Here is a 25,789-nt window from a genome sequence, read left to right as displayed (position 1 = left end):
CTGCGCTGGCTTTGAGGCCCTGGCCTCTTGGACGCGCTTCCACAGCCGTTCCCTGAGGCCGCTGGGCAGCGCTATAAACGCGGTGCCGGCATATCGGCCATCGCGCGCCACGATCGCCGCTGCGGGCTTCCCGGGCTCGAACCATCGCCCAAAAAGGTTGTACGCGTCCAATTTGGAAAACGCAGAAACACTCATCACCACGGTGAATAATGTGCGGCTTCAGGCTCAACCGGCTGGTTGGTGGTGTTCCAAGCCAAGATGCTGAAGAGGAACGCCACTCGCGTTGGCCGCGAGCGGCGAGATCAGGATCAGCAGCAGGAAAGGCTCTCTTCCGCTGCCGTCTTTCCCCCACACTCATCAAACTACCAGTTCCGGCTTCGCTGCGACCGGGCGCGTTCCTGCCGCTGGAGGATGAGCGGACGACTCCTAGCCGTTGAAGGCGGGCAACGGCTGCGAGACGGTGAGACTTGCGGAATATACCGGCCTGCCGGCTTCGTCATGAACGGCAACGGTCACAGTCTCATCCAAGTCGCTTGAGGCGATTTCGTCTGCAGCGATATCGTGAAGCGCCTTCAGCGCTTCTCGTCGCAGGTCGGTCAGATTGCCGAGGTCGACCCAAGCATCGCCGAGGCTTTGCCCATTTCGGAAGACTTCGAACAGATAGTTCGGCATGCATTATTGTGGGCCGCACGAGCTGCACCCGCATTCAAATTTGAGAGATGGGAAAGCATCCACCCCTCCGAGTGTGAAAATAGCCTTCCCTGGGGTGCGTTCAGGCGGGAAAACCCGCCTTTCTGAAGCCTGATGTGAAAAGCCCGAGCGCGACATGGTCGGCGAACGGGAGATTTGAAATCAGCCGGAGAGTCAGGTCGTGTTTCCTGGTCAGTGCCTCCTCGACTTCAGCGCGCGCCTTCTCCGTCTCGCCCAAATGTGCGTAAGACGCTGCGAGGAAAGCATGGACGAAGAATTGGTCGCCAGCCTTCTGATACGAAGCGACGGCTTCGGAGTACCTTCCAAGCAGGAACAGGGAGCTACCCTTCACCTCCCAGAACCACATCGGTGGTACCGGGTCGCGCAGGAGCGCTGTTTCGAGCACGTCGAGCGCCGTCTCGGCCCGTCCGCCGTAGTTGAGCCAGCTTGCGTAATCCCCCGCTATGTTCACGTCCAGCGGGTTCAACGAGCGCGCTCGCTCGAAATGCACTCCCGCATCGCTGTGTTGGCGCATGTGGGTAAGCACCAGCCCCATGCTCTGATGACAGACGCCATCGCTCCTGTCGAGAGCGAGCGCCGTTCGAGCGGCGTCCCAGGCCTTCTGTAGCGTCCGCAGATCGTTGTCGTACCAAAATCTGCCGACGAGGGCCTGCGCCAGGAAGGCGTGACCTTGAGCGAATGCCGAATCGAGCTTGATACACTGCGCGAAGAGGGGCTCGGCCTTGTCCAGTTCATATCGGTAGAAGTGCGCGCGCCCCTGCAGGTAGTAGTCGTATGCGTCCCAATCGGTCGGACGCTTGCGTCTGCTGCGGCTCGCAGAATCGGCCTCCGCTTGGCCTTCGACCATCGAGGCGATAAGAGCCGCAACCTCGTCTTGCAATGCGAAGATGTCGTTGAGGGCCCGGTCGTACCGTTGGGCCCAAAGGTGGGTGCCGGTGGCGGCATCAATCAATTGTGTGGTGATCCGAATGCGATCACCGAGCTTTCGTATGCTGCCTGCGACGAGGTAGCGAACTCCGAGCTTGCGGTGGGCTTCGGCAGTGTCCAATGCGGGGTGACGGAACTGAAACGATGAATTGCGTGCGATGACGAGCAGGGAGCGGAACCTGGCCAGCTCCGTAATTATGTCCTCGGTTATGCCGTCGCTGAGATACTGCTGGTCCGGATCGCCGCCCGAGTTGACAAAGGGCAGCACCGCGATCGACGGCTTGCCGGGCGGTGGGATCGCTCCGTAGGACGCGCTCGCCACCGGCTCGACAGTCCCCGTGAAGCGGTACCCGAGGCGAGGCACTGTGGCGATCCACTCACCGCCGTTATCAGCCGGACCGAGTGCCTTTCTCAGCGTCGCGATTTGGACGGTAAGGTTGCCTTCCTCAACGGCGGTGCCCGGCCAGGCAGCGTCCATCAGCTCGGCCTTCGTCAGGATCTCACCGGGCCGTGCGGTAAGCGCAGCAAGCAGCGTCAGCCCACGATGCCCAACAGTGATCGGGATCTGGTCTTTAAGAAGCGTCCCCATGTCGGGATCGAGCACGAACGGACCGAAGGCGATGCGACACCGCTGCATTTGGGCATATTAGACGTTTGGAAGTTGTCGGAACAGGCACCCCCTAAATTCCCGGGCCAAACTCTCCATTCTTCCTAGGTGGTAGTGCTGAAAGACGTCGCGGGTCTCGTCGCCGTCTGGTGTTTGCGTCGGCACTTACGCTACTTGCTGCGGTCCAATCCCACCTTAAAAATGCAACGCAGCCCGGAGCGATCGTAGACCAGCTCAACCCCGCCCGTTCTTTCGCTGTCGAACACTCGCTGCAGGAGTTGCGTACCAAAGCCGTGTTTGCCAGGCACGACCGGCGGGCCGCCTTCCTCGCACCATTCCAGGACCAGAATTCGGCCCCCATCGACGTATTCCAACCGCCACGAGATCGAGACCGATCCGGTAGGATTGGAGAGCGCCCCATATTTGATGGCGTTCGTGGTAAGTTCATGAATGGCCAGCGCGAAGGAAAGCGCCACGTTCGAGGGCAACCAAACCGGCTCGCCTGTGAGATCGAACCGATCGAGAGAGGCATGCGGGTCGATCGAGGCGGCAATGAGCGTGCTGAGATCGGCACCGCTCCAATTCTCCCGGGTGAGGATATCATGCGCTTGTGCCAGCGAAACCAGCCGGGCCGAAAGCGCCTCCTTTGCGAGCGCGAGGCTGGTTGCGCTGCGCATGGTCTGGCTCGCGATTGCCTGAACTACGGCCAGCGTGTTCTTGACCCGGTGGTTTAGTTCATTGATCAACAGTTGGCGCTGCTCCTCACTCCGTTTGCGCTCGGAGATGTCGAGGCTGATCTGGACAGCGCCTATTACCGAGCCTGCCGCATCGCGGACGGGCCGCGCGCTGGAAAGCAGGTAACGTTGCACCCCGGATGGCAGCGTATAGGCGAATTCCTCACTGTCAGTTTCCTCGCCGCGCATGGCTCTGCTCAGCGGACGGTCTTCCCGGCTGATGGTCTGGCCGTCTTTGTACGCCAGCGTTTCGATCACCAAGTCGGGCGTCCCAAAGGATCTCCGGGACTCCGTCGATAGGCCCATCAGTTCCGCCGCGAACCGGTTGCGGATCACCTGTCGCGCTTGCGGATCATAGGTGAACCAGACCGCCACCGGCGCCGTATCCAGAACGGTTTCCAACTCGCGCGTGCGTTCCGCGATTGCACGGCCGGCTTTGATCATGGCTTGGGCAATCGTGTCGAACTCGGCGACAGACGTCGACATAGGTTTGACCTCGCTCCCTTTGCCGAGCGCATCGGCGCGCGCGGCGAGGTCGACTGTCGCCTTGGTGAAGGTTTTACCGACCACGTAGCCCAGAGTGAGCGAAAAAAGCAGCGCAGTTAGGCCTGTTGCGCCAATCTGTGCGAGAGACCACCAGAGAGGTGCCTGAACATCAGAAAGCGGAACATTGGCGGTGTAGAACCAGTCCGAATAGGGCGATCGATAGTACCCGGCCAGCAGCGTGGTGCCTTCGAAATTGCGAGATCGGAACGTACCGGAGCGGCCGACGACCTTTGCTAAATATTCCGGCAAACCGGGCTTGCCGGTCACCTCACCATGCAACTTGGACCTTGCAACGTAGTTGCCCTCACGATCACCGACAGCGACCGTCCACCCCGCTGGGACCGCGGGCAGCATAGCAAGGCGAATGCGTTCCGTCGGGACCGACATCGAAAGCAGCAACGACTGGCCGTTCGAGCCCGACACTTGTCTGGTGACCGCGATCCGGTATGCGTTCGATCGCGGCGCGGCGAACACGTTGCTGACCAGCACGCCAGCAAGATCCAGGTGCTCGCGCTCCTCGGGCGTCAGCGGTTCGGCCGAAGGCTCGGAGCCCTTGGCGGATTGAGTGCTTGCCAAGGCGCGGCCACCGAGATCACGCAGCGTGATTACCTGATCCGTACCCTGGACGAGGCGGCTCGCCTCGTTGCTAAAAGCCTGCAGATCATCATTGGCGAGAGCAGGCGACTTGGAGAGCCCTTCCAGAAGGGTCTTGAGATTGACGAGTTCGCCATCAACGACCAGCGACACCTGACGAGCAATCCAAAGCGCCTCCTGCTCGATACGAGACTGCTCATGCAGGGCGTAGGCAACGAACAGATAGGCAGCAAACAGCCAGACCGGCAACACGGCCGCTGCGATTAGTCCAAGCAGATGGGCTCGTACCGATCGACGAGGCAAATCTGTTTCCCTGTCTTCCCCAATACTGCAAGCTTAGCCGCAAGCTGGCGAACGACAAGCTTAGATTAACACTGCTGAACATGGCCAAGTTCGAAGGCCGCTTGCCGCCAGACAATGCGGGTAAGCGAAAATCACTGAGTTGCAAAGAGTCCCGCCCGAGGGGTGGACAGAGGAGCCACGCGGGAACCAGAGCTTGGTTTTGCCGTCATTTCCGGCTCGGCGGGCCAGCGTATCTTGTCGCCTTTCATTCGAGGGACGAAAAGGTGACGTACCCCTTCGCCGGCAAGACGGTACGCCTCCCTAGATGGATAATAAGCGCGCCCGAGCGCGGGGTCAGCCCGAGCGGTCTGCGCTACAGCGAACGCGATACCGTCGGGATGGCGGCAGACTGACAATTGCCGGCTTGGTCTTGCATGCGCCGCTGCGCTGAACCAACAGGAGTTTTCTGGATTGCTCGACCAGTCTGGAGCTCTTGGCAATCATCACTCGCGTCTGGTCGATCAGCTCTAGATAGCGCATCTCCTGCTGGCGGAGTTGGATCAGCAAGCGGCGACGATTTTCCCTCTTCATTGCCTTCATCAGATTCCCTTCTCATCATCCGACCGGCACCGACAAGCTTGAGCAGACTGCGGCCTTGCTGCATGTAAGCGGGCAAGAAACTCGCTGCATTAACCTTTGTGATTTGCGCCTCAAAACCACAACGGAACGACGCGGGGGATTTCGCGTTGTGGGCAATGCTTCTCCACGACCACATCAGCATGGCGCGGCGCCACGTCCGACAGGGCGAGCGGCACATCGCACGTCAGCACGAGCGGATTGCCTGCCTCAGAACCAGCAGGCTGCCGATCGAGGATGCATTGAGGCTCCTGAGCCTGTTGGAAGAGGTTCACGCATTGCAGCGGCAGCACCTGTCGCGACTGCTATCGAAATCGGCCGGTAAAGCAGTCTCGGAGCTTTCGGCCGAGACGCAAGTGGTGGCGGGCCGGAATGACGTGATTGCGATTCCCGAGCCCATTATCGGGCTCGGGCTGGAGCTGGAGCAAGCGCTTAAAGAAATCTTGAGCGAGTCGGCCGCCAAACCTTCCAAGGACAAACTTCACTAGCCAAGGCGGCTCTCTCGCTCCTCGGGAGTCCTACTGCAAAAACGGATCGCTTCAGCCCGCCTTCTCAAGAAAGCGCTTCGCCATAGCCAATGTGGACCTTTTGCCCGCGAATTATCCGACGCCGCAGGCGCGCTTGTCGCTTAGAAACCGCGCGCCATAGGCGGGGCAGGCGTGACGTTTCGCGTCGGTTTGCGGTCGAAATCCGGAAGCAGCCACCCTATTTGCGTTGAGCCATGATCAGTCGGACCGATCTTTGAATGAGCGAAGCAGCCAAAAGGCGCGCGTTGCTGCTCCTCAATCCCAAGGCTCGGCGCGGCCAGGAGATGCTCGCGCCAATTGTGGAGCGGCTGGGGCGAGGTCGGCTTTCCGTCACTGTTGAGATGTTCGAGGCGTTGCCTGAAATCGCTCGAGACATCGTTCGCTTACGCCATATGGCCGATCTTGTGGTCGTGTGCGGTGGTGATGGTTCGGTGTCCTCGGCGGCGACGGCGATCATGGAAAGCGGCCTGCCGATGGGCATCATTCCTATGGGGACAGCGAATGACCTTGCTCGCACGCTCAATATTCCGATGGATCTCCTGCAGGCCGCCGATGTGATCGCGCGAGGCCGAACCCGGCTGATCGATGTCGGGACGGTCAACGGTCATGCCTTTTTCAACGTCGCAAGTATCGGACTCAGCACCGAACTGGCGCAGGGTCTTGACCCCGCACTGAAGAAGCGCTTCGGCAGGCTGGGCTATGCGCTGGCGGCGATGAAAGTGTTGACCCGGGCCGCGCGGTTTCACGCGAAGATTACCGAGAAAGGCGCGGCGATCGAGGTGGAAACCTACCAGATCGCGGTTGGAAACGGTCGGCATTACGGCGGCGGCAACGTCGTGGAAGAAACGGCCGAGATCGATGACGGACATCTCGATCTCTATAGCTTGGAAATGACGAACCTCTGGAAGCTGGCGCTGATGCTCCGCTCTTTCCGTTCTGGAACGCATGGCGCATGGCGTGAGGTGCGCACGGCCAGGTGCGTCGAGTTCGACATCGAGACGCGGAAGGCGATGCCGGTCAACACCGATGGCGAGATCGTCACGTCGACACCGGCCCATTTCAAGGTTCACCCAAAGGCGATCTCGGTCTTCGCGCCGGATCGCGCCGCGTGAGCGCCCCGTCTTACGGTTTGATCAGTTTCCAGTGCCTCGCCTTGCGCTCGATCAGCGGCAGAGCACGAATGTGCTCGCCGTTGAGGAGAGAAGGTCGAAAGCGACGAAGGCGAGCCTGGGCGTTCCAGGTCATGCGCGAATGGATGGCATGGAAGTTCGGCCGTCCGTCGGGATCCCGCGTGATCATCTCGCCGTCGATGATGAAGGACTCGGGTGTTCGGTTAGCGCGGTCCAAAAGAACGGCCGCCCCTGATGCTCTCGCTGGCCGGCTGACCTACTTTAAGCTAGCGAAGCTTGCGCCCGGGCACCGCCTTTTTGGATCAATGCTGGAAGCGGGACCGGCCGAAAGTTCCAAGCATCTACGCCAACGTCGTACTGGCGTGGAAGCGGCTTAAGCTTCCCATGCGAGTGACCGTGCAAATTGATCGACTTCTTGCCCATCTGATTCCAGGTGCGGAACGGATAGTGGCACAGGATGAGAAGCACCCCATTGAACCTGAGTTCCGCGTAATGCTGAATACTGGCCCAGCCGTCGGCGGCGGTCGTTTCGTCCGGGTCATTGTTGCCGATGATCAGGTTCTTGCGCCCATTGAGGCGCGACAGAAGTGCCTCCCCGCCTGCTTTGCCGTGGCGCGCGAAGTCGCCAAGATGCCAGACCTCGTCGTCAGGCGTGACGGTCTCGTTCCAGAAAGAGATCAGCGCTTCGTCATGTTCGGCAAGCGATGCGAAAGGCCGCCGGTCAATCCGCAGGATGCGGGCATCATTGAAATGCGTGTCGCTCGTAAAAAATAGCATCAGGGCATGCCGGCAATGCAGATCGAAACCCACCCTGGGCCTAAGGCTAGCAGCCTTCGGCCCTTAAGGATCTTACCATTCGCACAATGATCCGATCATAAGGCGTTTTCTCCGATCTGCTGTAGTTGATCGTGAAAAGCGCGGCGCGGTCATCACAGACCCTGATGGCGCGAACATATCGGATCTCACCGTTGTTGATCCCTGAATAGCTGGCCCAGGTCGAGGTCAGGCGCCGGTACGTCAACTTCCAGCCGGCCTTTTCGTCTTCCAGCATGCGATGCTCGATCTCGGCCCGAAAGCTGGCTCTTCCAAGTCTGGCGCCCCACACGGCAAGAAACGCGTCTTGTTCGCCTTGGAATGCAGCACCCTGATCCGAATGCTGGGTGAGGACGAAACCAGGCGGAACATCGAATGTGAAGCCCAGTTGCCGGACCCCAAACGGCTGCCACTCCTGGGCCTGAAGAGAGGCGGTGCAAAAAAGAAAAGTAAATATACTGAACGCAACCCGCATCGGCTTGATTTAGCGCCGCTTCATAGGGCGTCCAGATCAGTTGGGGGCCCCCCGGCCCACCATCTGGTGATCCATCGCAGAGCTGCAGCGGCGTTCGGGCCATGATCTCGACGGACAAGCCTGGCTTGGCGCAAGTGTGTCGCCGAACTTTGCGGGAAGCTGCCGTGGACCCGCAACCGTCGATGCGGCACACCAGCCGCCAAGCTAACTCCAAGCCTGAATCGGCCGCCGTTCAGGCCCGAGCGGAAAAACTGGGGCGCAGGTCTGCTTCAGGAAAAGCTGGGCGTATACGTCCCGTTCTTCGGCTGTGATGCCTTGCTCGCGTGTCAATTGCTTGAAGGCTTCGCGCAACTCATCGAGGTCGAACGTTGAAATGTATTTGGGGGTAGTCATTGCGCACCTAGGGGTGATGTTCCACTCATTTCTTGGCAGCTCGCGAGAGGCCTTGCGAACGCTTGGCTTCCTGTCGGGTTCGCTTGCGCTGCTGTCTCCCAACGCGACGGCAATAGCCGGCGCCACGTCGCACCGAACTGCGCTCAGCGAGGCTTGTTCCGCTGAACGGCTTGTCTTCTTTCTAATATTAGCAAAGTCTTTACGAAGGTCCTGCCGGCCCATGACTCGTTAACCATGGCAAAGGGCTTGAGGCATTGCGACGAAGTGCATCGATGCAACTATCATCAGGACCATCGACGGCCGGGCCGGTCTGTCGACCCGGGCATCGCCATCCCCATTCTATCTCATCGCCCCCGAAAGAAGGCCAAAGACAAGGTGGATCTTCTCTGGGCTGGCAGCGTTGCTGGTGACAGGAACGGGTAGACCAGCGGACTCTTAAGTCCGCCGGTCCTGGTTCGAATCCAGATTCGCAGCTAGAACTGTGAGAATTCAATTGCTTGGGAAATTTCGTTTGCCGGCATCGCTGTCCGCGGGGTTCGCCCATAGGACGATATATTAGCGAATTAACGAATCGTAGACCGCGCTGTCCTATTCTGGGACAGCGCGGACACTACCCATCGGCCGCGCAGGCGGCTCCGGCTTTTAGGCAACCCTACCCCTGGCCGGAGCCGCCACCTTGTACATACCAGCAAGGGTTGAATCAACCCTTACCAAGCATCCTTACTGGTGCATTCTGCCGATCGTTAGATTTTGAAATGCCGAGGACGTTAGCTGTGCCGCGCGGGGGATGATCTGTCTCCGCCATCCGATGGCATCCGGGAATCCGCCCAAAGGCTTCGCCGATCATATTAGCGATCAACGATGTATTAACGACTAAGGCGCAGCCTTGCCGGATCGGGGACGAGAACCGTCCCCTGATCGACGATCCGGTACTTTATGTGCCGAGACGTTCGACCGATGCGGAGCCAAACGCATGAGTGTCGAAACAGCGCTGGCGCAGCTGTTGCGCATGCTTCACCGTCGAGCCTTGAACCTGGCGGCGTTGCCGGACGATGAAAGACTTGCTCATTACGACCTCATCCGCCGCACGTGCTGCGGAGCAGCCGAGCAAATCGGCCAGAGCCCCGACAATGCTGCCATCACGGCAAACAGCGTGGTCGAATTCACCCGCGCCATGGTGGGCATCATCGAGGCAAGACGCGGGTAAGAAGGCGGCGAGGAAGAGCTGATCGGCTGTCGCGGCAAGCGGCTCATGGCAAATTGGCGAAGCCGAGATCGCGCCCTTTCTCTATCCGCCTGCGCCGGCCTCTGCTCCGCCTACTCCGCCGCCGCGTATCCCGCGATGCCCTTGATCTCCAGAAAATCCTCGAGACCGTATTCGGCATATTCGCGGCCGTTGCCGGACTGCTTGTAGCCGCCGAAGGGCAGGCCGGCGTCCCACGTCGGATAGTTGATATAGACGTTGCCGGAGCGCATGCGGGCCGCGGCCTGGCGCGCCTTCTCGATGTCCTTGGCCTGGATGTAGGAGGCGAGGCCGAAGACGGTGTCGTTGGCCAGCTCGATCGCCTGCTCGACCGTGTCGTAAGGCATGATCGACAGCACCGGCCCGAAGATTTCTTCGCGCGCGATGCGCATGTCGTGCGTCACGTTGGCGAAGACGGTCGGGCGGACATAGTAGCCGCGGTTGAGCTCGGCCGGACGGCCGGGGCCGCCAGCGATCAGGGTCGCGCCTTCGTCGATGCCGCTCTGGATCAGGTCTTGAATCTTGTCGAACTGCAGCTGGCTTACCACCGGGCCGAGCTTCGTTCCCGGCGCATCGGCCGGCCCGACGGTGAGTTTCTCCGCCGCCGTCCTGGCATAGCCGGCGGCCTCGTCATGCCGGTCGCGCGGCACGAACATGCGGGTCGGCGCGTTGCAGGACTGGCCGCTATTGCCAAAGCAGCCGGCCACGCCCTTGGTCACCGCCCTTTGCAGATCGACGTCGGGGAAGAGGATGTTGGCGGATTTACCGCCGAGCTCCTGATGCACACGCTTCACCGTGTCGGCGGCCGCCTTGGCGACGAGGATGCCGGCCCGCGTCGAGCCGGTGAAGGACATCATGTCGACATCCGGATGGCTGGCCAAAGCCTGCCCGACAGTTGGGCCATCGCCGTTGACCAGGTTGAAGACGCCCTTCGGCACACCGGCCTCGTCCATGATCTCTGCGAAGATGATGGCGTCGAGCGGCGCGATCTCCGACGGCTTCAGCACCATGGTGCAGCCGGCGGCGAGCGCCGGGCCGACCTTGCAGGTGATCTGGTTGAGCGGCCAGTTCCAGGGCGTGATCAGGCCGACGACGCCGATCGGCTCCTTGACGATCAGCGAGGAGCCTTTGACATGGCGAAACTGGAAAGTCTTCAGCACCTCGGCCATCTTCTCCAGATGCGCCTGGCCGACGCCGACCTGGCTGTCCAGCGCCATCTGGCGCGGCGCGCCCATTCGCGCGAGACGGCGAGCGCAAGGTCCTTGCTGCGCTTCTTGTAGACCTCGATGACGCGGTTGAGGATGTCGAGGCGCTCCTCGACTTCACTGAAGCCGAAAGTAGCGAAGGCGCGCCTGGCGGCAGCGACCGCCTTGTCGACATCGGCCTTGGTGCCCAGCGAGATCTGCGCGAAGGCGTCTTCGTTCGACGGATCGATGACGTCGAAATTGTTCGGCACCACCGGATCGACCCACACGCCTTCGATATAGAACTGCAGATTGTGCGACATATCTTCTCCCTTCGGCGCGCTTGGCGAGCGTCATATTCCCCCAGAGATAACGACGCGCGTATGGCAACGCAAGACAGGGTCGTTGAGCCAGCGGCGGAGCCGTACCGCAGTCCGCTAAGAGTTCAGTCCTCAAAGGAACTGGCGGCCACATAGATCGCGGCAAGCTTCTCGATGCCGGCCTGGTCTTCCTTGTCGAAGCGGCCTGGCAGCGGGCTGTCGAGATCGAGCACGCCGAAGATGCCTTCGTCGTCGCGCAAGAGCACGACCAGTTCCGAGCGCGAGTCGGCATCGCAGGCGATGTGGCCGGGAAAATCGTGCACGTCCTTGATCAGCATCGACATATCGAGATCGACCGCCGTGCCGCAGACGCCCTTGCCGACCGCTATGCGCACGCAGGCCGGCTTGCCCTGGAAGGGGCCGAGCACCAGCTCTTCGTCGGATTGAAGGAAATAGAAACCCGCCCAGTTGAGGTCGGGCACCATCTGGTAGATGAGCGCCGAGGTGTTGGCGGCGTTGGCGATCGAGTCTCGCTCGCCTTCCAGCAGCGCTTTCAATTGCCTGGCCAGCTCATCGTAGAAGGCCGGCTTGTTGCTCGTGTCGAGGGCCGTTGCCGCAAACATCCTGGTCGTTTCTCCGTTGCTAAGGCGCTGAAGCGCCCGCTACAGTTTGGCCTTATCTGCCACCAATGCTGCGCGCGGGAAATACACAAGTCGTGAGCGCCATTCTCGCCAACCGAAAACGCGACCGCGCGCAGCCGGAGGCAGGCGAGACCCCGCTCACCTTTGCGGTGCTGGTCTTTCCCGGCTTTCCGATGATGGCGTTTTCTTCTGTCATCGAGCCGCTGCGCGGCGCCAACATTCTTGCGAAGCGCGACTGCTACCGATGGGTGATCGTCGGCGCGGATCAGGGCACGGTCGAAGCCTCCAACGGCGTCGTCATCCAGCCCGGCTTCTCGGCCGCCAACGCACCGAAGGTCGATCGCATCGTCGTCTGCTCGGGCGGCGATGCCGACCATGTCGTGGCCGACGAGGCGATGAGCTGGATCCGCAAAAGCCTGCGCGGTGGCGCGCATATCGGCGCGGTGGCGGATGCGGCGTTCTTCCTCGCCCGCGCCGGCCTGCTCGACGGCCATGCCTGCACCTTGCACTGGACCAGCCAGGCCGCTTTCACCGAGGCGTTTCCCGACATCGAGCTCAGGCGCGATCTCTTCGTCATCGACCGCAAGCGTTTTACCTCGGCCGGCGGCGTCGGCAGCCTCGACATGATGCTGGAGATCATCACGCGCGACTACGGCGCCGAGCTTGCCGCTGGTGTCGCGGAATGGTTCGTGCACTCTCCCCTGCGGTCGAGCGTCGACCGCAAGCTGATGCCGCTGCGCCTGCGCACCGGGGTGCAGAACGAGCTGGTGCTGTCGGCGATCGCCATCATGGAGGACGCGGTCGAGGAACGGCTCGGCATGGCGGAGCTGGCTGAGCGGCTTGGGGTCTCGCCCGACAAGCTCGAGCGCAATTTCCGCGCCGAGCTGGATATCTCGCCGAACGGCTATTACCGGCGGCTCAGGCTGAAGCGCGCCGCCGATCTGCTGGCGCATTCGACGCTGATGGTGCGCGATGTTGCGCTGGCCTGCGGTTTTGCTTCGATGTCGAGTTTCGCGCGGGCTTTCAAGGAGGAGCATGGGCAGGCGCCGAAGGCGATGCGGCGGCGGTAGGATCAGAGTTCAACGTCCGGTTTGCCAGTTTCCGACCGGACTTTGACAGGCGGCGATTTCTCGGCGGCGACGTTGGGCCTTGCCTCTTCATAGGTCGCCGCGACATCCCAGATCACCCCTTGGCGATTGGAAGAAGGCGGAAGGTCCAATGTCGGGAATGCTTTGTTGATTTTGTTGATAGCCCAAACCAATCCGACGATAATGCCGAAATATGCCGCCAGACATGCGAGCATGGTTGTGTTGCCAAAATCGTCGGCCAGCCAATGCAGAATCGGCTGAATATAGGCCAGAAGGCAGAAGCTGAAAAAAAGCAGGATGTATAAGGGGCCAAGCGCTATTCGATAATCCACGGTGTGGTCCGCAATACCAGATTATTCAGCGACTTTACCACAAAGTCTCAAAGCTGATGAGGCATCGAGCAGAATTTTAGCGGTTGCAGTTCCACACGGCCAGCGGCATCCGGCACAGCATGAGCGGCTTTCCGCACAATACCTTCTCCCCTCCTGCGCCATGGTCGGCATTTACAACCTACTCAAGGCCAGGCACCCATGAGCATCGTCGTTTTCGATCCCGACAGCACCGAGGATGTGGACTTCAAGGACCGCATGCGCCATCCGGCCGCGGCCGATCCCGCCGGCGGCATGTGGCTCTCCGACACCGAGCCGTCCTTCATCGACGCTGACGCTCTGCGCAAGGGGCGGCTCGCCAAACTGCGCGCCTGGATGCGCGAGGCGGGCTATGGCGGCGTCGTGCTGTTCGACCCCTATAACCAGCGCTACGCCACCGGCTCGCGCAACATGTTCGGCTATTTCCTGCGCAATTCGACCCGCTACTTCTTCATCCCGACCGATGGGCCAATCGTGCTGTTCGAATATCCGCAGAGCTACCATGTCTCGATGGTGCTCGACACGATCGACGAGGCGCGTCCTTCCAAGCTCGTCTGGTCCTCCGTCTCCGGTCGCGACGACGAGACGGCGGGGCCGTTCGCCGACGAGATCACCGAGCTTCTGAAGAGGCATGGCGGCGGCTCGATGAAGCTCGGCCTCGACCGCTGCAGCCATCTGCAGGCGGTGGCTCTGGAAAAGCGCGGCTGCGAGGTGAAGGACTGCCAGGGCGAGATTCTTGCCGTGCGCGCGGTGAAAACGCCGGAGGAGGTGAGATGCCTGCAGGCTTCCATGGCCGGAGCCGAAGCCGCGGTGGCCGCCGTGCGCGAGGCGATCAAGCCCGGCGTTTCCGAAAACGAGCTCTTCGCCATTATGTATCACGAGGTGATCCGCCAGGGCGGCGAGTTCATCGAGACCCGGCTGCTGACTTCAGGACAGCGCACCAATCCGTGGTTCAACGAGGCGAGCGGCCGCAAGATCAGGCCGGGCGAGCTGGTCGCGCTCGATACCGACACCATCGGCTGCTACGGCTATTATTCCGACTTCTCGCGCACCTTCCGCTGCGGCCCGGGCAAGCCGACGCCCTACCAGAAATCGCTCTACCGCATGGCGCACGACCAGGTGCAGCACAACATTTCCATCGTGAAACCCGGCATGGCGTTTCGCGAGATCGCCGAGAAGGCCTGGAAGATCCCGGACCGTTTTGTGGACCAGCGCTATACCTCGGTCATGCACGGCGTCGGCATGCATGGCGAGACGCCCTTCATCGCCCACGCGATGGATTACGAGACGTACGGCCGCGACGGCATGATCGTGCCGGGCATGGTGGTGAGCGTCGAAAGCTATATCGGCGAGAAAGGCGGCCGCGAGGGCGTCAAGCTGGAGGACGAGATTCTCATTACCGAAACGGGGACCGAGCTGCTTTCGCGGTTTCCTTATGAGGATGAGTTTCTGGAATGAGCGGTTTGATCCCGATACGCTCTGTTGGCGCCGCCCATACATTGTCGCAGGCGTTCGAGATTGGCAGCAGCACTCATGTCGTCGTCATCCTAGAGCGAAGCAAGGAGCGAAGCGACGCGGCGCAGACCCTAGGATCCATTCCGTTACGTCCGAGCGCCGCAACGGTGCAGAATTCTGTTGGGCCGCACTCTTCGGTCAAGGTAACGGAATGGATTCCAGGGTCTTCGCGACGCCGCTTCGCGGCTGCTTCGCGCTGGAATGACGAAGCTGATACGCTGCGGCACATTCCGACGCGCCGCCGCACCCCTTTGAGAGCATCCGCATGAAATCCCCCATTTCCATCCGGCGCGGCACGGTGGCCGCGGTGTTCATCGATCTCCAGGAGGAGCATCGCAAGGACAAGCGCTATCTGGTCGAGGGCTTTGCCGACATCCTCGCCAACGTCCAACGCCTGCAGGAGGCGGCGCGGCGCAATTTCGTGCCGCTCTATCATTGGGCCTATATTGTCGACCTCGCCGAGGCGCGGCCGTTCCATCCGCTCGACGAGAGCGGCAAGTCGGCCTTCTCCGACAAGGACGATCCGCTGACGGCGATCTGCCATGAAGTGGCGCCGCAAAACGGCGAAGCCACTCTGGTCAAGCAGGAAGCCAGCGTCTTCGGCAAGAACGATTTTGGCGACAAGCTCGAAGCAGCCGGCATCGAATGGCTGGTGATTGCCGGCGTGTGGACCGAAGCCTGCATCGACGCCACGGTGAAGGACGCGGTGGCGCACGGTTTTCGCGTGCTCCTGGTCAAGGATGCCTGCGGCAGCGGCAGCAGCGCCATGCACCAGACCGGCATCCTCAACCTCGCCAACCGCCTCTATGGCGGCGCCGTGACCAACACGCTCGACGCTTGCCGGCTGATGGCAGGCGACACGGTGAGCGTGTGGCAGGTCGAGGGATCGGTGCCGCTGCGCTTCACCTTCGAGAATGCGGCGCAACTTTACGCAGAGCTCTGACCGCGAAGACCGGAGACCCAGCCGCCCGGCAAGGCGCAGCAATTATGCGCGTCAGCCAACTTTAGCCTGCGGAACAGCGCACAAGAATTGCGGAAAACCAAACATTTCGTCGCGGAAAGCGGACCTATGATCCCCTCGCAGGCAACGGCGCCCAGCGGCCATTTCCGCCTCCGCGCCTGACGGCAGGGGGGCGCCCCTGGGTTTCGTGCAGGTCGTTGCCGCCAAAAGCCGCCGCGCGGGCGACCTGCACCAACAATAGAGGGAACGACAATGAAATTCATGCTGACCGACAGAAAACTGCACCCGCGGGCAAAGCCGACCGCGGGTGATTTCAAGAAGGGCGCGATCAGCCGGCGCGAGTATCTGGCGCTTATGGCCGGCTTGGGCGTCAGCGCCGCCGGCGCGCTGGCGCTGGGCGGCCTTACTCCCTCGCCCGCTCGGGCCGAGGAGCCGAAGCGCGGCGGGGTCCTGCGCGTCGCCATGAACGTGAAGGGCTTCAAGGATCCGCGCACTTTCGATGGCGTCGAGATGTCGAATGTGGCGCGCCATTGCAACGAATATCTGGTGCGCTGGAAAACCGACTTCACCTTCGAGCCCTGGCTGCTCGAAAACTGGGAGACCAGCGACGACGCCAAGACGATCACGCTTCACGTGCGCAAAGGCATCACCTGGTCGAACGGCGACACTTTCAACGCCGACGACGTGATCCACAACCTCAACCGCTGGTGCGATGCCTCGGTCGCCGGCAATTCGGTCGCCGCGCGCATGGGCGCGCTGGTCAATGCCGATACCAAGAAGCCGGTCGACGGCGGTATCCAGAAGGTCGACGACTACACCATCAAGCTCAACCTGCCCAAACCCGACATCTCTCTGATCGCCGGCATGGCCGACTATCCGGCGCTGATCATGCACCGCTCCTATGAAGGCGATGCCGATCCGAAGAAGGCTTTGGCCATCACCACCGGCCCGTGCGAGCTGGTGAGTTGGGACGCCGAGACCGGTGCGGAGGTGAAGCGCAAGGACAAGCCTTGGTGGAAGGGCGAGTTCTATCTCGACGGCATCAAGTGGGTCGACTACGGCTCCGATCCCAACGCCATGCTGTCGGCCTTCGAATCCGGCGAGATCGACACCGACCACGAGACCGCCTCGGACGCCGTGTCGCAGACCGAGCAGATGGAACTCGAAAATTCCGAGATCGCGACCGGCTCGACCATCGTCGCGCGCTTCAATGTCGGCAACGCGCCCTATGACGACGTCAAGGTGCGCCGTGCCGCCCAGCTTGCCGTCGACAATGCGGCCGTGCTGAAGCTCGGCCTCGACGGCAGGGGCAAGCCCGCCGATAACCACCATGTCGGACCGATGCATCCCGAATTCGCCGATATCGGCCCAGCCAAGCGCGATGTCGACGCCGCGAAGAAGCTGTTGGCCGAATCCGGCAAGGCCGACCACGAATACGAGCTGATCTCGGTCGACGTCGAATGGCAAAAGAGCACCGCCGACGCGATCGCCGCCCAGATCCGCGAGGCCGGCCTCAAGATCAAGCGCACCGTGCTGCCGGCTGCCACCTTCTGGAACGACTGGAGCAAGTTCCCCTACTCCTGCACCGAATGGCTCGGCCGTCCGCTCGGCGTCCAGGTGCTGGCCCTGGCCTATAAATCAGGCGCGGCCTGGAACGAAAGCGCTTATTCGAACAAGGAGTTCGACGAGCTTCTCGATAAAGCACTTGCGACGCCGGACGCCGCCCAGCGCAAGGAGATCATGGCCAAGATCGAGCAGAATTTGCGCGACTCCGGCATCATCATCCAGCCCTACTGGCGCTCGGTCTACCGCACCTACCGCAAGGGCGTGCATGGCTGCGAGCAGCACCAGGCGCTCGAGCAGCATTTCGAGACGGTCTGGCTCGAGTCCTGATTCCTCCCAGGACCGATCGCGACGATCTGGGCCTCAGCGGCGCCGTGCAGCGCTGCGCCCAGCATCCGGACAATGTCTGGGCGCTACACGGGCTGGTCGAATGCCTGAAGGGGCGCCGCGAGAGCGAGGAGCTGCCGGGCTTGCAGGCGAAACTTGCTTTGGCGCTGACCAAGGCGGACGTGCCGATCACATCGTCATGCCTCTGCCGCACGAGCGTGCAGGCAGACCACTGCTGTTGTCGTTGAGACAGCGGGCGGCCGCCCTCAAAGTGGAAGGCGGCCAGGCCGTTGCTAAGAGAAGATTTTCGCCAATTCGTCGACGCTGGTGCCTTCCTTGACTTGGCGCAGTTCGACATAGCTGACCGCGGTGGCAACGGAGAGCACCATCGAGACGACGGCCTGCACCACGGCGGCGCCCAGTTCGGCGAGGATCCCGCCGAAGAGAAGCAGCACCACCAGGATCCCCCACTGGATGACCATCGCGATGATGACCAGGATGAGGAAGAGGCCGAACAGCGACCAGCGATTGCCTTTGGTCAGCGCTCGGCTGCGCGACATCGAGCCGAATACGCCCAACCGCTCCTGGATGAGAACGGGAACCGACATCGACCAGCCAAGCCACAGGATGATGCCGGGGACGATCAGCGCGATCATAGCAAGCGCAGAGCCGATGCCGACGAGCAGGCCGATCGCAAGCGTCGGCAATAGGAAGCGGATGGCAATCTGCACGCTGTCGCCGAAGGATGGCCGCCTTCCGTTCAGATCCTCGATCGTTGCCCGCACCAGCGACGACTGGAGCAGCAGCGTGAAGACGAAGGAAATCAATCCCGCGAGGATGCTGAGATAGGAGTTGCGCAGCACCGCGTTCGGATCCGCCATGGCACTCGGATCGCCGTTCATAACCGCTTCCATCTGCGGTTGGGTCCACAACCTGATGAGCAGCGTCGGCAGGCCGGCGAACAAAAGCCCCAGCCCGACGCAGAGTCCTATGTTGCGCGTGATGACGGCAAAAGTGCTGTTGAACACCCTGCCGATTTCGAATCTGCCTGGTCGTCCCAATGTCGCAGTGGTCATGAAGCTTTCCCCCGAGCCGCTGCCGAATCCAATTCGGCAACTTCAAAGTAAATCTGCCAAGAACGGCGGGCCCCGTCCAGTGGACTTGCAATTGTTTCGGGTATTCCCGGTGTCAGCCAGAACCGCCGACTGCAGCAAAAGCTCACGGTCGCGCTCTGATTTGAGGCCAGGAAGGCGATTTTGCAGGACAGGCAGGCTCTCAGCGGGGGCTGCCGCTCACCAGCACTTCGGCCGGCCTCGCCAGCATCCCAGACTACGAGAATATCTCCGCCAGTTCATCGACGCCAGTGCCTTCCTTGACCTGGCGCAGTTCGACATAGCTGACCGCGGCTGCGACGGAACCCACCATCGAGCCGATGCTCTGGACCATGGCGGCCACGACGGCGGCGACGATGCCATGGAATAGATAAACGACCACTCCGGTGATGGATTGCATCACAAGCCCCATGATGACCAGGATCACGAAAAGGCCAAACAGAGCCCAGCGGCTGCCTTTGGTCAGGGCGCGGCTGCGCGACATCGAGCCGAAGACGCCCAAGCGCTCCTGAATGAGCACCGGTATTGCCACCGACCAGCCGAGCCCGAGGATGATTCCGGGCACCAGCAAGGCAATCGAGGCCGCGCCCACGCCGAGCGCTACAAGCAGACCTATGGCGACCGTGGGCAACAGGAAGCGGATCGCTGTTGCGATGGAATCGCCGAAAGTCGGCTTCTTGCCGTTCATGTCCTCGATCGCCACCCGGACGAGGCTCGACTGCAACAGAACCGCAAAGGCGAGATAAAGTATTACAATGACCGCAGTTCCAATGATGAAGCCGAGCTTGTAGTTCGTGATAGCCTTGGCGAAATTGGCCGGATTTCCAGGATGGGAATTTAGACGCACGAGCTGGGTGACCAGTTGCGGTAGTCCTGAAAACAGCGCCGCAAGACCAACGCAGAGTACAATATTACGACCGATCACGGAGAAAGTGTTGTTGAACACTCGGCCGATCTGATACTTCTCCTGCCGTACCAACGCGGCTGAAGTCATGACGCCCTCCCCTGCTTGGCCGCTCCACGCCAGCCTATCGCCCCAAAGCAAATCTGCCAGTATTGACGAGACGCGTCCAATCACTTGCAATTGTCCTGCGGTATTGCCAGTGTCGAACCCGTGGGTAGCAGGGGAGCGAGTTGGTGACAGCGGCACAGCCTGCCACAGCGGACGCCGAATGGCTGGCCAAGATGCACAAGCAGCTGCTGGCTGACGATTCGATCCAGTTTGACCTGCCGGGGCTGGTGCGGCCGGAGCCGCCGGAATGGCTGAAGCCTTTTCTGGAAGCCCTGGCAAAGCTAGGCCCTTACATGATCTATCTGTTCTGGGGCGCGGTGATCATCGGCGTCGCAATCATCGTGTTCCTGCTCGTGCTCGAGGCGAAGGGCATCGCCTGGCGGCTGCCGTGGCGGCGCGTGAGCAAGGAGGCGGAGGCGCAGGAGGAATGGCGTCCGGATGCCGGCGCGGCTCAGATCCTGCTCTCCGAAGCCGATGCGCTCGCCGCGCGCGGCGACTATGACGAGGCGGTGCATCTGCTGCTCCGGCGCAGCGTTGCCGACATCGCCAGCCGCCTGCCCGACTTCCTGCGCCCGTCGCTGACCGCGCGCGACATCGCCGCCGCAGGTTCCATCCCGTCCCGCCCCCGCGCTGCCTTCAGTGAGATCGCGCGCATCGTCGAGGCTGCCTTGTTCGCTCGCCGGCCGGTCGGCGCCGAGGGCTGGCAGCAGGCGCGCGGCGCCTATGAGCGCTTTGCCTTCCGGGATGCCTGGGCATGAGCGCGGAGGCGACAGAGGCACAAGAGCCGTTCAGCCGCAGGACGCTGTTCTGGGGCATCTTCGCCAGCCTGCTCGCGGCCGCCGGATTCTTCCTGCTCTCGACCTACGCTCCGGACTTTCGTCAGCCCGAGGGCGGCGCAACACCGCTCTCCAAGGGCGGCACCGGCTATGCCGGGCTCGTGGAATGGCTGAAGCTCACCAACGGGCAGGCGCCGCCCATGGCGCGCGGGGAGAAGGATCTGCAATCTCCCCTGGCATCCACATTCCTGCTGATCGTCACCATCGCGCCCAACAGCGACCCGGCGGCGCTTCAGCGCATCATCAAGCTCCGCTTGGGCAAGCACACGCTTTTCGTGCTGCCCAAATGGGTCACCTTTCCGCAGCCGGGCCAGGAGGGCTGGGAGACGAAAGTCGAGCGGCTGCCCGCAACGGCGGTCAACGACTGGCTCGGTCGCCTCGCCAAGGCCAAGCTCGGCGACGGCAAGCCATCGGTCGATCGGATCGATGTAGAGGGGCGCAAGATCGCCGTGCCCGAGGAGTTGCAATGGGTAGCCGACAATCATCCGCTGATTGCCGCGGGTGACGGCAAGGCTGTTCTCACCGAACTCGACAGCGAACCCTTCTACATCCTGACCGATCCCGATCTCATCAACAACGCGGCGCTGAAGGATCCGCAAAAGGCGGCAGCGGCGCTCGACATGATCGCCATGTTGGAGCCCGCCAAGGGCGCGGTTATGTTCGACCTGACGCTTCACGGCATCGGCCAGAACTACGATCTCGGCAAGCTCCTGGTCGAACCGCCCTTCCTGGCGCTGACGCTGTCGGTGCTGGTGGCGGCTGCCCTCGCCTTCCTGCACGGGCTCGGTCGCTTCGGGCCGCCGCGCACCGAGGGTCGCGCCATCGCCTTCGGCAAGCAGGCGCTGGTCGACACCACGGCAATGCTCCTGAAGCGGGCAGGACGGCTGCAGGAACTCGGCGACCGCTATGCCGCGCTGATGCGCCAGCGCGCCGCCGCGCTGCTTGGCGCGCCGCACGGGCTGCAGGGTGAAGCGCTAGACCGCTGGCTGGATTCCCGCGACAAAAATGAAGCGAACGGCTTCACCGCGCGGTTCAAGGCTGCGAACGGTTCCAAAACATTGGCCGCAATGCATGAAGCAGCGGAAGAGCTGCATGACTGGACGGCAAGGAGGCTCGGTGAACGTCGTTGAAGTGAAAGCCCTGGCGAGCGCGATCAGGGAAGAGGTGGCTAAAGCGATCACCGGGCAGCGCGACACGGTCGATCTGATGCTGACGGCGCTGTTCGCCGGCGGGCATATATTGCTCGAAGGTCCGCCCGGTACCGCAAAGACCATGACCGCGCGCTGCTTCGCGCAGGCGCTCGGCGTCGCCTATGGGCGCATCCAGTTCACGCCCGACCTGATGCCCGGCGACATCGTCGGCGCCAACATCTACAATTTCCAGACCGGCCAGTTCACGCTGACGCGCGGCCCGATCTTCTGCGATCTGCTGCTTGCCGACGAGATCAACCGAACGCCGCCGAAGACGCAGGCTGCACTGCTCGAAGCCATGCAGGAGCACGCTGTCACATTCGACGGCACGACCCATTCGCTCGGCAAGAACTTCATGGTGGTGGCGACGCAGAACCCGATCGAGCATCAAGGCGTCTATCCGCTCCCCGAGGCCCAGCTCGACCGCTTCCTGTTCAAGCACCGGGTCAGCTATCCGGACGCGCAGGAAGAACGTGCCATCATCATCCACCACGGCGGCGGCTCCGCCTCGCACAATATCGAGCAATACGGCATCAAGGCGCAGACCGACCGCAAGACGCTGGAGGCGGCGCTTGCCACAGTGGGCGCCGTCACGCTGGTCGACGACGTCGTCGGCTACATCGCGGCCCTTGTCCGCGGCACGCGCGAAAGCCCGGATCTGGAGGTCGGCGCCAGTCCTCGCGCCGGCGCCATGCTGGCGCGCGCGGCGCGAGCCCGGGCGGCGCTCGACGGCCGCAACTATGTCATCCCCGACGACGTCAAGGCTTTAGCCGTGCCGGCGCTGCGCCACCGCGTCATCCTCTCGCCGGCGGCGCAGATCGACGGACGGCTGGTCGAGCAGATCGTGTCCGACCTCGTCGACCAGACGGAAGCGCCGCGTTGATCTATCCGAGCGGCAGAGCGGTATGGGCGGCGGCGGCGGGAGCGATTCCCGCCTTCCTGATCGCGCTCGCGCTGCCGCATGTCTGGTATCTCGGGCTGCTCTGGATTTGCGCTTTGCTTGCCTTCTTGGCGGTCGACGCGGCGGCCGGGCGCGGACGCGCGTCGCTCAGCACGACGCTCACCGCGCCGCCGCAGGTCGGCGTCGGCGGACGCTTTACGCTGCACATCGCGGCCGGTCTCGGGGCGCGAACGCGGTGGCTGCAGGCGCGCGTCGGGCATGACCAGCGGCTGGCGCCGGTCAACGGCACGGGCGGCACGCTGCCGGCGAATGGCGGCACGCTCGATCTCGAATTCGACGCCGTTCGGCGCGGCATCGCCAGCTTCGATCGGCTATGGCTGCGCTGGCAAGGGCCGTTCGGGCTGGTCTGGAACCAGGCCGTGCTGCCGGTGGACCGCAAGATAGCGGTTTTGCCCGATGTCAGCCGCGCCCGCGACGAGGCGATCACGCTGCTGCAGCGCTCCGCTCTTGCCGACGGCCATGCGCAGAAGCGCGCCGGCCAGGGCCGCGAGTTCGAGGCGCTCAAGGACTACCAGCCCGGCATGGGCCGGCGCATGATCGACTGGAAGCGCAGCGCCCGCCACGGCAAATTGCTTGCCCGAGAATTCCGTATCGAAGAGAACAACAACATCGTTCTAGCCATCGATAGCGGGCGGCTGATGTGCGAGCCGGTCGAGGGCGTGCCGAAAGTCGACCGGGCCGTGACGGCGGCGTTGTTGTCCGCCTTCATTGCGCTCAAGGGCGGCGACCTCGTCAGCCTGTTTTCTTTCGACGCCAGGCCCCGCGTTTCCAGCGGCGCCGTGCGCGGCTCGCCGAGCTTCACCATGATCCAGAAGCGCGCCGCCCAGATCGACTATTCGACCGAGGAGACCAATTTCACCCTGGCGCTGACGACGCTCGCCGCGAAGCTCGACCGGCGCTCGCTGGTCATCGTCTTCACCGATTTCGTCGACCCGATCAGCGCCGAGTTGATGCTGCGCACCGTCGGGCGGCTGACCGAGCGGCATCTGGTGCTGTTCATGCTGATGAAGGATGTCGAGCTGGAGACGCTGGCGGATATGGCGCCTACCGCTCCGGAGGACGTGGCCCGCGCGGTCACCGCCGGCGACCTGCTCAGACAGCGGCAGGTGGTGATCGGCAGACTCAGGCTGCTCGGCGCGCATGTCATCGAGGCCGACCACCAGCGGCTCGGCCCGGCGCTGGTCGAGCGCTTTATCCAGCTCAAGGAGGAAAACCTCTTATGACGCTGCCCGCCGGCACCGATGCCGTCCGCCAGTCGCTGGCAAGCTTCCGCCAGGAGCGCGAGGCCGACTGGAAGGCGTTCGAGGCGCTGCTTGCCCGCGTCGAGAAGCGCGCGCCGCGCGCGCTGTCGGAAGAGGAGCTGCTGTCACTGCCCCTCCTCTACCGCTCGGCGCTGTCCTCGCTTTCGGTGGCACGCGCCACTTCGCTCGACAGCGCGCTCGTCGCCTATCTCGAAGCGCTCTGCCTGCGCGGCTATTTTTACCTCTATGGCGCGCGGCGATCCTTGAGAACGCGCATCGGCGACTTCTTCCTGCACGACTGGCCGGCGGCGATCCGCGACTTGTGGCGCGAGGTTTGGGCATCGGTCGCCCTGACGGTGATCGGTGCCGCTGCCGGATACTGGCTGGTCGCCTCCGACAAGCGCTGGTACGACGCCATCATCGCGCCGAGCCTCGCCGGCGGGCGCAATCCGGATTCGTCGGCCGAGATGCTGCGCAGCGTGCTTTATGGCGGCGGCGACCACTTTCTGTCGGGCTTCGCCGCTTATCTCTTCACCCACAACACGCAGGTGTCGATCCTGGCCTTCGCGCTCGGCTTCGCCTTCGCGGTGCCCAGCGTGCTGATCATCCTGATGAATGGCTGCATGCTCGGCGCCATCTTCCAGATCTATGCCGCCAAGGGGCTCGGTTTCGAGCTCGGCGGCTGGCTGTCGATCCACGGCACGACGGAGCTTTTTGCCATCGCCATCGCGGGCGCGGCCGGCATGCGCATCGGCACCAGCATCGCCTTTCCCGGCGAGCTGACGCGCATGGCCGCGGCCTCACGAGCGGGCCGCGTGGCGGCGACCGCGATGGTCGGCGTCATCGTGATGTTGCTGTTTGCCGGCCTGCTCGAAGGCATCGGCCGGCAGACGATCACAGGCGATATCGCCCGCTATTCGATCGGCGGCGGCATGCTGGCGTTCTGGATTTCTTACTTCTACCTGTTCCGGATGGTGCGGCATGGCAACGGCTAGGAATCCCGCCGCGCTGGTGCGCCCGCTGGTCACGCCGGAGGGCGTGGACCTGCGCGTCAAGCTGGCGGATGCCGGGACGCGGGCTTCGGGATTCCTGCTCGATGTGGTGATCATCGTCGTCACCGCCGTCGCGGTCAGCCTTGTCGCGATCTTCGGCCTGGGCGGGCTCGGCGTGAAGGACGCCGAACCGCTCTTCATCGTCTGGATCATTTTCATCTTCCTGCTGCGCAACGTCTATTTCATCGCCTTCGAGGCGGGCCGGCGGGCGGCGACGCCCGGCAAGCGGATGGTCGGCGTCCGCGTCGCTTCGCGCAGCGGCGCCGGCCTCAGCCTCGACCAGGTCATCGCGCGCAACCTGATGCGCGAGATCGAGGTGTTCCTGCCGCTGTCGATCCTGGCGGCGCGCGGCAGCGCCGGCGTCGCCGACACGCTGTCGACCATCTTCGGCCTGGTGTGGGCGCTGCTGTTCTCCTTATTCCCGCTCTTCAACCGCGACCGGCTGCGGATTGGCGACCTGCTCGCCGGAACCTGGGTGGTCGAGGCGCCGAAGGTGGCGCTGCTCGAGGATCTGTCGCTGCGCAAGGATCCGGTCGCGACCCGCTTCCAGTTCAGCGCCGCGCAGCTCGACGCCTATGGCATCGCCGAGTTGCACAAGCTGGAGGAAGTGCTGCGCCGCGACGACTATTTCGCGATGAAAGCGGTGGCGGAAACGATAGGCCGCAAGATCGGCGCCAGGGTCGAGCCGGTCGATTCACGGGCATTCCTCACCGCCTATTACGGCGAGCTGCGCGCGCACCTGGAGCGCAAGCTGCTGCTGGGCAATCGGAAGGCGGACAAGTACGCGCGGTAGACGCCTA

General features: G+C 62.7%; 25 protein-coding genes and 2 pseudogenes. 14 read left to right on the top strand and 13 right to left on the bottom strand.

Annotated elements, in window-relative coordinates; genetic code table 11:
- Positions 1-426 precede the first annotated feature (426 nt).
- The 4 genes from P9254_RS18390 to P9254_RS18375 form a co-directional block, all read right to left on the bottom strand.
- A complete protein-coding gene (locus P9254_RS18390; protein WP_067000612.1) occupies positions 427-672 on the bottom strand; it encodes a DUF6894 family protein in 246 nt (81 codons plus the stop codon).
- A 100-nt stretch (positions 673-772) separates the two neighbouring features.
- Positions 773-2,242: a winged helix-turn-helix domain-containing tetratricopeptide repeat protein gene (locus P9254_RS18385; RefSeq protein ID WP_278056014.1), complete on the bottom strand. Its 1,470-nt coding sequence runs from the start codon at positions 2,240-2,242 to the stop codon at positions 773-775.
- 173 nt (positions 2,243-2,415) lie between these two features.
- Entirely contained in the window at positions 2,416-4,371 is a 1,956-nt protein-coding gene (locus P9254_RS18380; protein WP_278056015.1) for a sensor histidine kinase, read from the bottom strand.
- Positions 4,372-4,755: 384 nt separating this feature from the next.
- Positions 4,756-5,001 (bottom strand): hypothetical protein, encoded by a 246-nt coding sequence (locus tag P9254_RS18375; RefSeq protein ID WP_095824759.1) that lies wholly within the window; start codon positions 4,999-5,001, stop codon positions 4,756-4,758.
- Between the two features lie 155 nt (positions 5,002-5,156).
- On the opposite strand from P9254_RS18375, the gene P9254_RS18370 reads away from it, so the two are divergent.
- On the top strand, positions 5,157-5,525 hold the full coding sequence (locus P9254_RS18370; protein ID WP_067329933.1) for a hypothetical protein: 369 nt from the start codon (positions 5,157-5,159) through the stop codon (positions 5,523-5,525).
- A 257-nt stretch (positions 5,526-5,782) separates the two neighbouring features.
- The gene (locus P9254_RS18365) at positions 5,783-6,676 is read left to right on the top strand and encodes a lipid kinase (protein WP_278056016.1); all 894 of its coding nucleotides are present in this window, start codon (positions 5,783-5,785) and stop codon (positions 6,674-6,676) included.
- 10 nt (positions 6,677-6,686) lie between these two features.
- Here P9254_RS18365 and P9254_RS18360 read toward each other — a convergent pair whose 3' ends face one another.
- The 4 genes from P9254_RS18360 to P9254_RS18345 all read right to left on the bottom strand — a co-directional run bounded on the left by P9254_RS18360 (position 6,687) and on the right by P9254_RS18345 (position 8,597).
- Entirely contained in the window at positions 6,687-6,911 is a 225-nt protein-coding gene (locus P9254_RS18360) for a hypothetical protein (RefSeq protein ID WP_067329928.1), read from the bottom strand.
- Positions 6,912-6,955: 44 nt separating this feature from the next.
- The gene (locus tag P9254_RS18355; protein ID WP_067329925.1) at positions 6,956-7,471 is read right to left on the bottom strand and encodes a metallophosphoesterase; all 516 of its coding nucleotides are present in this window, start codon (positions 7,469-7,471) and stop codon (positions 6,956-6,958) included.
- A gap of 46 nt (positions 7,472-7,517) precedes the next feature.
- On the bottom strand, positions 7,518-7,982 hold the full coding sequence (locus P9254_RS18350; RefSeq protein ID WP_067329922.1) for a hypothetical protein: 465 nt from the start codon (positions 7,980-7,982) through the stop codon (positions 7,518-7,520).
- Between the two features lie 204 nt (positions 7,983-8,186).
- The gene (locus P9254_RS18345; protein WP_278056017.1) at positions 8,187-8,597 is read right to left on the bottom strand and encodes a hypothetical protein; all 411 of its coding nucleotides are present in this window, start codon (positions 8,595-8,597) and stop codon (positions 8,187-8,189) included.
- A gap of 751 nt (positions 8,598-9,348) precedes the next feature.
- Here P9254_RS18345 and P9254_RS18340 point away from each other — a divergent pair.
- Positions 9,349-9,582 (top strand): hypothetical protein, encoded by a 234-nt coding sequence (locus P9254_RS18340; protein WP_127246918.1) that lies wholly within the window; start codon positions 9,349-9,351, stop codon positions 9,580-9,582.
- A gap of 110 nt (positions 9,583-9,692) precedes the next feature.
- Here the strand turns inward: P9254_RS18340 and P9254_RS18335 are convergent.
- Together P9254_RS18335 and P9254_RS18330 are read right to left on the bottom strand one after the other, a co-directional pair.
- Positions 9,693-11,125 (bottom strand): annotated as a pseudogene (locus P9254_RS18335) (aldehyde dehydrogenase family protein).
- A 122-nt stretch (positions 11,126-11,247) separates the two neighbouring features.
- Positions 11,248-11,745 carry a GAF domain-containing protein gene (locus P9254_RS18330; RefSeq protein WP_067000588.1) on the bottom strand — a complete coding sequence of 166 codons (498 nt, stop codon included), beginning with the start codon at positions 11,743-11,745 and terminating at the stop codon, positions 11,248-11,250.
- 191 nt (positions 11,746-11,936) lie between these two features.
- Between P9254_RS18330 and P9254_RS18325 the strand changes: the two genes are divergently transcribed.
- On the top strand, positions 11,937-12,833 hold the full coding sequence (locus P9254_RS18325) for a GlxA family transcriptional regulator (protein WP_245433081.1): 897 nt from the start codon (positions 11,937-11,939) through the stop codon (positions 12,831-12,833).
- Positions 12,834-12,835: 2 nt separating this feature from the next.
- Here P9254_RS18325 and P9254_RS18320 read toward each other — a convergent pair whose 3' ends face one another.
- A complete protein-coding gene (locus P9254_RS18320; protein ID WP_067329908.1) occupies positions 12,836-13,183 on the bottom strand; it encodes a hypothetical protein in 348 nt (115 codons plus the stop codon).
- Positions 13,184-13,381: 198 nt separating this feature from the next.
- On the opposite strand from P9254_RS18320, the gene P9254_RS18315 reads away from it, so the two are divergent.
- The 4 genes and pseudogenes from P9254_RS18315 to P9254_RS18300 form a co-directional block, all read left to right on the top strand.
- Entirely contained in the window at positions 13,382-14,677 is a 1,296-nt protein-coding gene (locus P9254_RS18315) for a M24 family metallopeptidase (protein ID WP_278056018.1), read from the top strand.
- Between the two features lie 322 nt (positions 14,678-14,999).
- Positions 15,000-15,677 carry an isochorismatase family protein gene (locus tag P9254_RS18310; protein ID WP_278056019.1) on the top strand — a complete coding sequence of 226 codons (678 nt, stop codon included), beginning with the start codon at positions 15,000-15,002 and terminating at the stop codon, positions 15,675-15,677.
- Positions 15,678-15,947: 270 nt separating this feature from the next.
- A complete protein-coding gene (locus P9254_RS18305) occupies positions 15,948-17,588 on the top strand; it encodes an ABC transporter substrate-binding protein (RefSeq protein ID WP_278056020.1) in 1,641 nt (546 codons plus the stop codon).
- Between the two features lie 14 nt (positions 17,589-17,602).
- Positions 17,603-17,833: pseudogene (locus tag P9254_RS18300) on the top strand (hypothetical protein); the annotation flags it as partial.
- Between the two features lie 45 nt (positions 17,834-17,878).
- On the opposite strand, the gene P9254_RS18295 reads toward P9254_RS18300, so the two are convergent.
- Both P9254_RS18295 and P9254_RS18290 read right to left on the bottom strand, forming a co-directional pair.
- Complete coding sequence (locus P9254_RS18295) at positions 17,879-18,661, bottom strand: hypothetical protein (RefSeq protein WP_067000573.1); 783 nt, start codon at positions 18,659-18,661, stop codon at positions 17,879-17,881.
- Between the two features lie 253 nt (positions 18,662-18,914).
- Entirely contained in the window at positions 18,915-19,691 is a 777-nt protein-coding gene (locus tag P9254_RS18290; protein ID WP_127215562.1) for a hypothetical protein, read from the bottom strand.
- Positions 19,692-19,834: 143 nt separating this feature from the next.
- Here P9254_RS18290 and P9254_RS18285 point away from each other — a divergent pair, with 143 nt between their 5' ends.
- Genes P9254_RS18285 through P9254_RS18260 form a run of 6 tightly spaced genes read left to right on the top strand, consistent with a single transcriptional unit; the run spans position 19,835 to position 25,782 of the window.
- The gene (locus tag P9254_RS18285; protein WP_067330190.1) at positions 19,835-20,467 is read left to right on the top strand and encodes a DUF4129 domain-containing protein; all 633 of its coding nucleotides are present in this window, start codon (positions 19,835-19,837) and stop codon (positions 20,465-20,467) included.
- On the top strand, positions 20,464-21,675 hold the full coding sequence (locus P9254_RS18280; RefSeq protein ID WP_278056021.1) for a DUF4350 domain-containing protein: 1,212 nt from the start codon (positions 20,464-20,466) through the stop codon (positions 21,673-21,675). The genes P9254_RS18285 and P9254_RS18280 overlap by 4 nt, the downstream gene beginning before the upstream one ends.
- Positions 21,662-22,618 carry an AAA family ATPase gene (locus tag P9254_RS18275; protein WP_278054811.1) on the top strand — a complete coding sequence of 319 codons (957 nt, stop codon included), beginning with the start codon at positions 21,662-21,664 and terminating at the stop codon, positions 22,616-22,618. The genes P9254_RS18280 and P9254_RS18275 overlap by 14 nt, the downstream gene beginning before the upstream one ends.
- Positions 22,615-23,919: a DUF58 domain-containing protein gene (locus tag P9254_RS18270; RefSeq protein ID WP_278056022.1), complete on the top strand. Its 1,305-nt coding sequence runs from the start codon at positions 22,615-22,617 to the stop codon at positions 23,917-23,919. Before P9254_RS18275 ends, P9254_RS18270 begins: the two co-directional genes overlap by 4 nt.
- Positions 23,916-24,932, top strand: a complete 1,017-nt coding sequence (locus P9254_RS18265; protein WP_278056023.1) for a stage II sporulation protein M — start codon at positions 23,916-23,918, stop codon at positions 24,930-24,932. Before P9254_RS18270 ends, P9254_RS18265 begins: the two co-directional genes overlap by 4 nt.
- On the top strand, positions 24,919-25,782 hold the full coding sequence (locus tag P9254_RS18260) for an RDD family protein (protein WP_278056024.1): 864 nt from the start codon (positions 24,919-24,921) through the stop codon (positions 25,780-25,782). The genes P9254_RS18265 and P9254_RS18260 overlap by 14 nt, the downstream gene beginning before the upstream one ends.
- Positions 25,783-25,789: the final 7 nt, after the last annotated feature.

Source organism: Mesorhizobium sp. WSM4983, assembly GCF_029625765.1.
Taxonomy (GTDB): domain Bacteria; phylum Pseudomonadota; class Alphaproteobacteria; order Rhizobiales; family Rhizobiaceae; genus Mesorhizobium.
This window is presented reverse-complemented; position numbering and strand designations above follow the sequence as displayed.

Excerpts from the sequence above, each read along its gene's own strand:
- P9254_RS18375 (WP_095824759.1), bottom strand. The coding sequence starts at position 5,001 with ATGAAGGCAATGAAGAGGGAAAATCGTCGCCGCTTGCTGATCCAACTC.
- P9254_RS18355 (WP_067329925.1), bottom strand. The coding sequence starts at position 7,471 with ATGCTATTTTTTACGAGCGACACGCATTTCAATGATGCCCGCATCCTG.
- P9254_RS18325 (WP_245433081.1), top strand. The coding sequence starts at position 11,937 with ATGATGGCGTTTTCTTCTGTCATCGAGCCGCTGCGCGGCGCCAACATT.
- P9254_RS18265 (WP_278056023.1), top strand. The coding sequence starts at position 23,916 with ATGACGCTGCCCGCCGGCACCGATGCCGTCCGCCAGTCGCTGGCAAGC.
- P9254_RS18305 (WP_278056020.1), top strand. The coding sequence starts at position 15,948 with ATGAAATTCATGCTGACCGACAGAAAACTGCACCCGCGGGCAAAGCCG.
- P9254_RS18350 (WP_067329922.1), bottom strand. The coding sequence starts at position 7,982 with ATGCGGGTTGCGTTCAGTATATTTACTTTTCTTTTTTGCACCGCCTCT.
- P9254_RS18365 (WP_278056016.1), top strand. The coding sequence starts at position 5,783 with ATGAGCGAAGCAGCCAAAAGGCGCGCGTTGCTGCTCCTCAATCCCAAG.
- P9254_RS18290 (WP_127215562.1), bottom strand. The coding sequence starts at position 19,691 with ATGACTTCAGCCGCGTTGGTACGGCAGGAGAAGTATCAGATCGGCCGA.
- P9254_RS18295 (WP_067000573.1), bottom strand. The coding sequence starts at position 18,661 with ATGACCACTGCGACATTGGGACGACCAGGCAGATTCGAAATCGGCAGG.
- P9254_RS18330 (WP_067000588.1), bottom strand. The coding sequence starts at position 11,745 with ATGTTTGCGGCAACGGCCCTCGACACGAGCAACAAGCCGGCCTTCTAC.
- P9254_RS18260 (WP_278056024.1), top strand. The coding sequence starts at position 24,919 with ATGGCAACGGCTAGGAATCCCGCCGCGCTGGTGCGCCCGCTGGTCACG.
- P9254_RS18345 (WP_278056017.1), bottom strand. The coding sequence starts at position 8,597 with ATGGGCCGGCAGGACCTTCGTAAAGACTTTGCTAATATTAGAAAGAAG.
- P9254_RS18310 (WP_278056019.1), top strand. The coding sequence starts at position 15,000 with ATGAAATCCCCCATTTCCATCCGGCGCGGCACGGTGGCCGCGGTGTTC.
- P9254_RS18340 (WP_127246918.1), top strand. The coding sequence starts at position 9,349 with ATGAGTGTCGAAACAGCGCTGGCGCAGCTGTTGCGCATGCTTCACCGT.
- P9254_RS18370 (WP_067329933.1), top strand. The coding sequence starts at position 5,157 with ATGCTTCTCCACGACCACATCAGCATGGCGCGGCGCCACGTCCGACAG.
- P9254_RS18390 (WP_067000612.1), bottom strand. The coding sequence starts at position 672 with ATGCCGAACTATCTGTTCGAAGTCTTCCGAAATGGGCAAAGCCTCGGC.
- P9254_RS18280 (WP_278056021.1), top strand. The coding sequence starts at position 20,464 with ATGAGCGCGGAGGCGACAGAGGCACAAGAGCCGTTCAGCCGCAGGACG.
- P9254_RS18315 (WP_278056018.1), top strand. The coding sequence starts at position 13,382 with ATGAGCATCGTCGTTTTCGATCCCGACAGCACCGAGGATGTGGACTTC.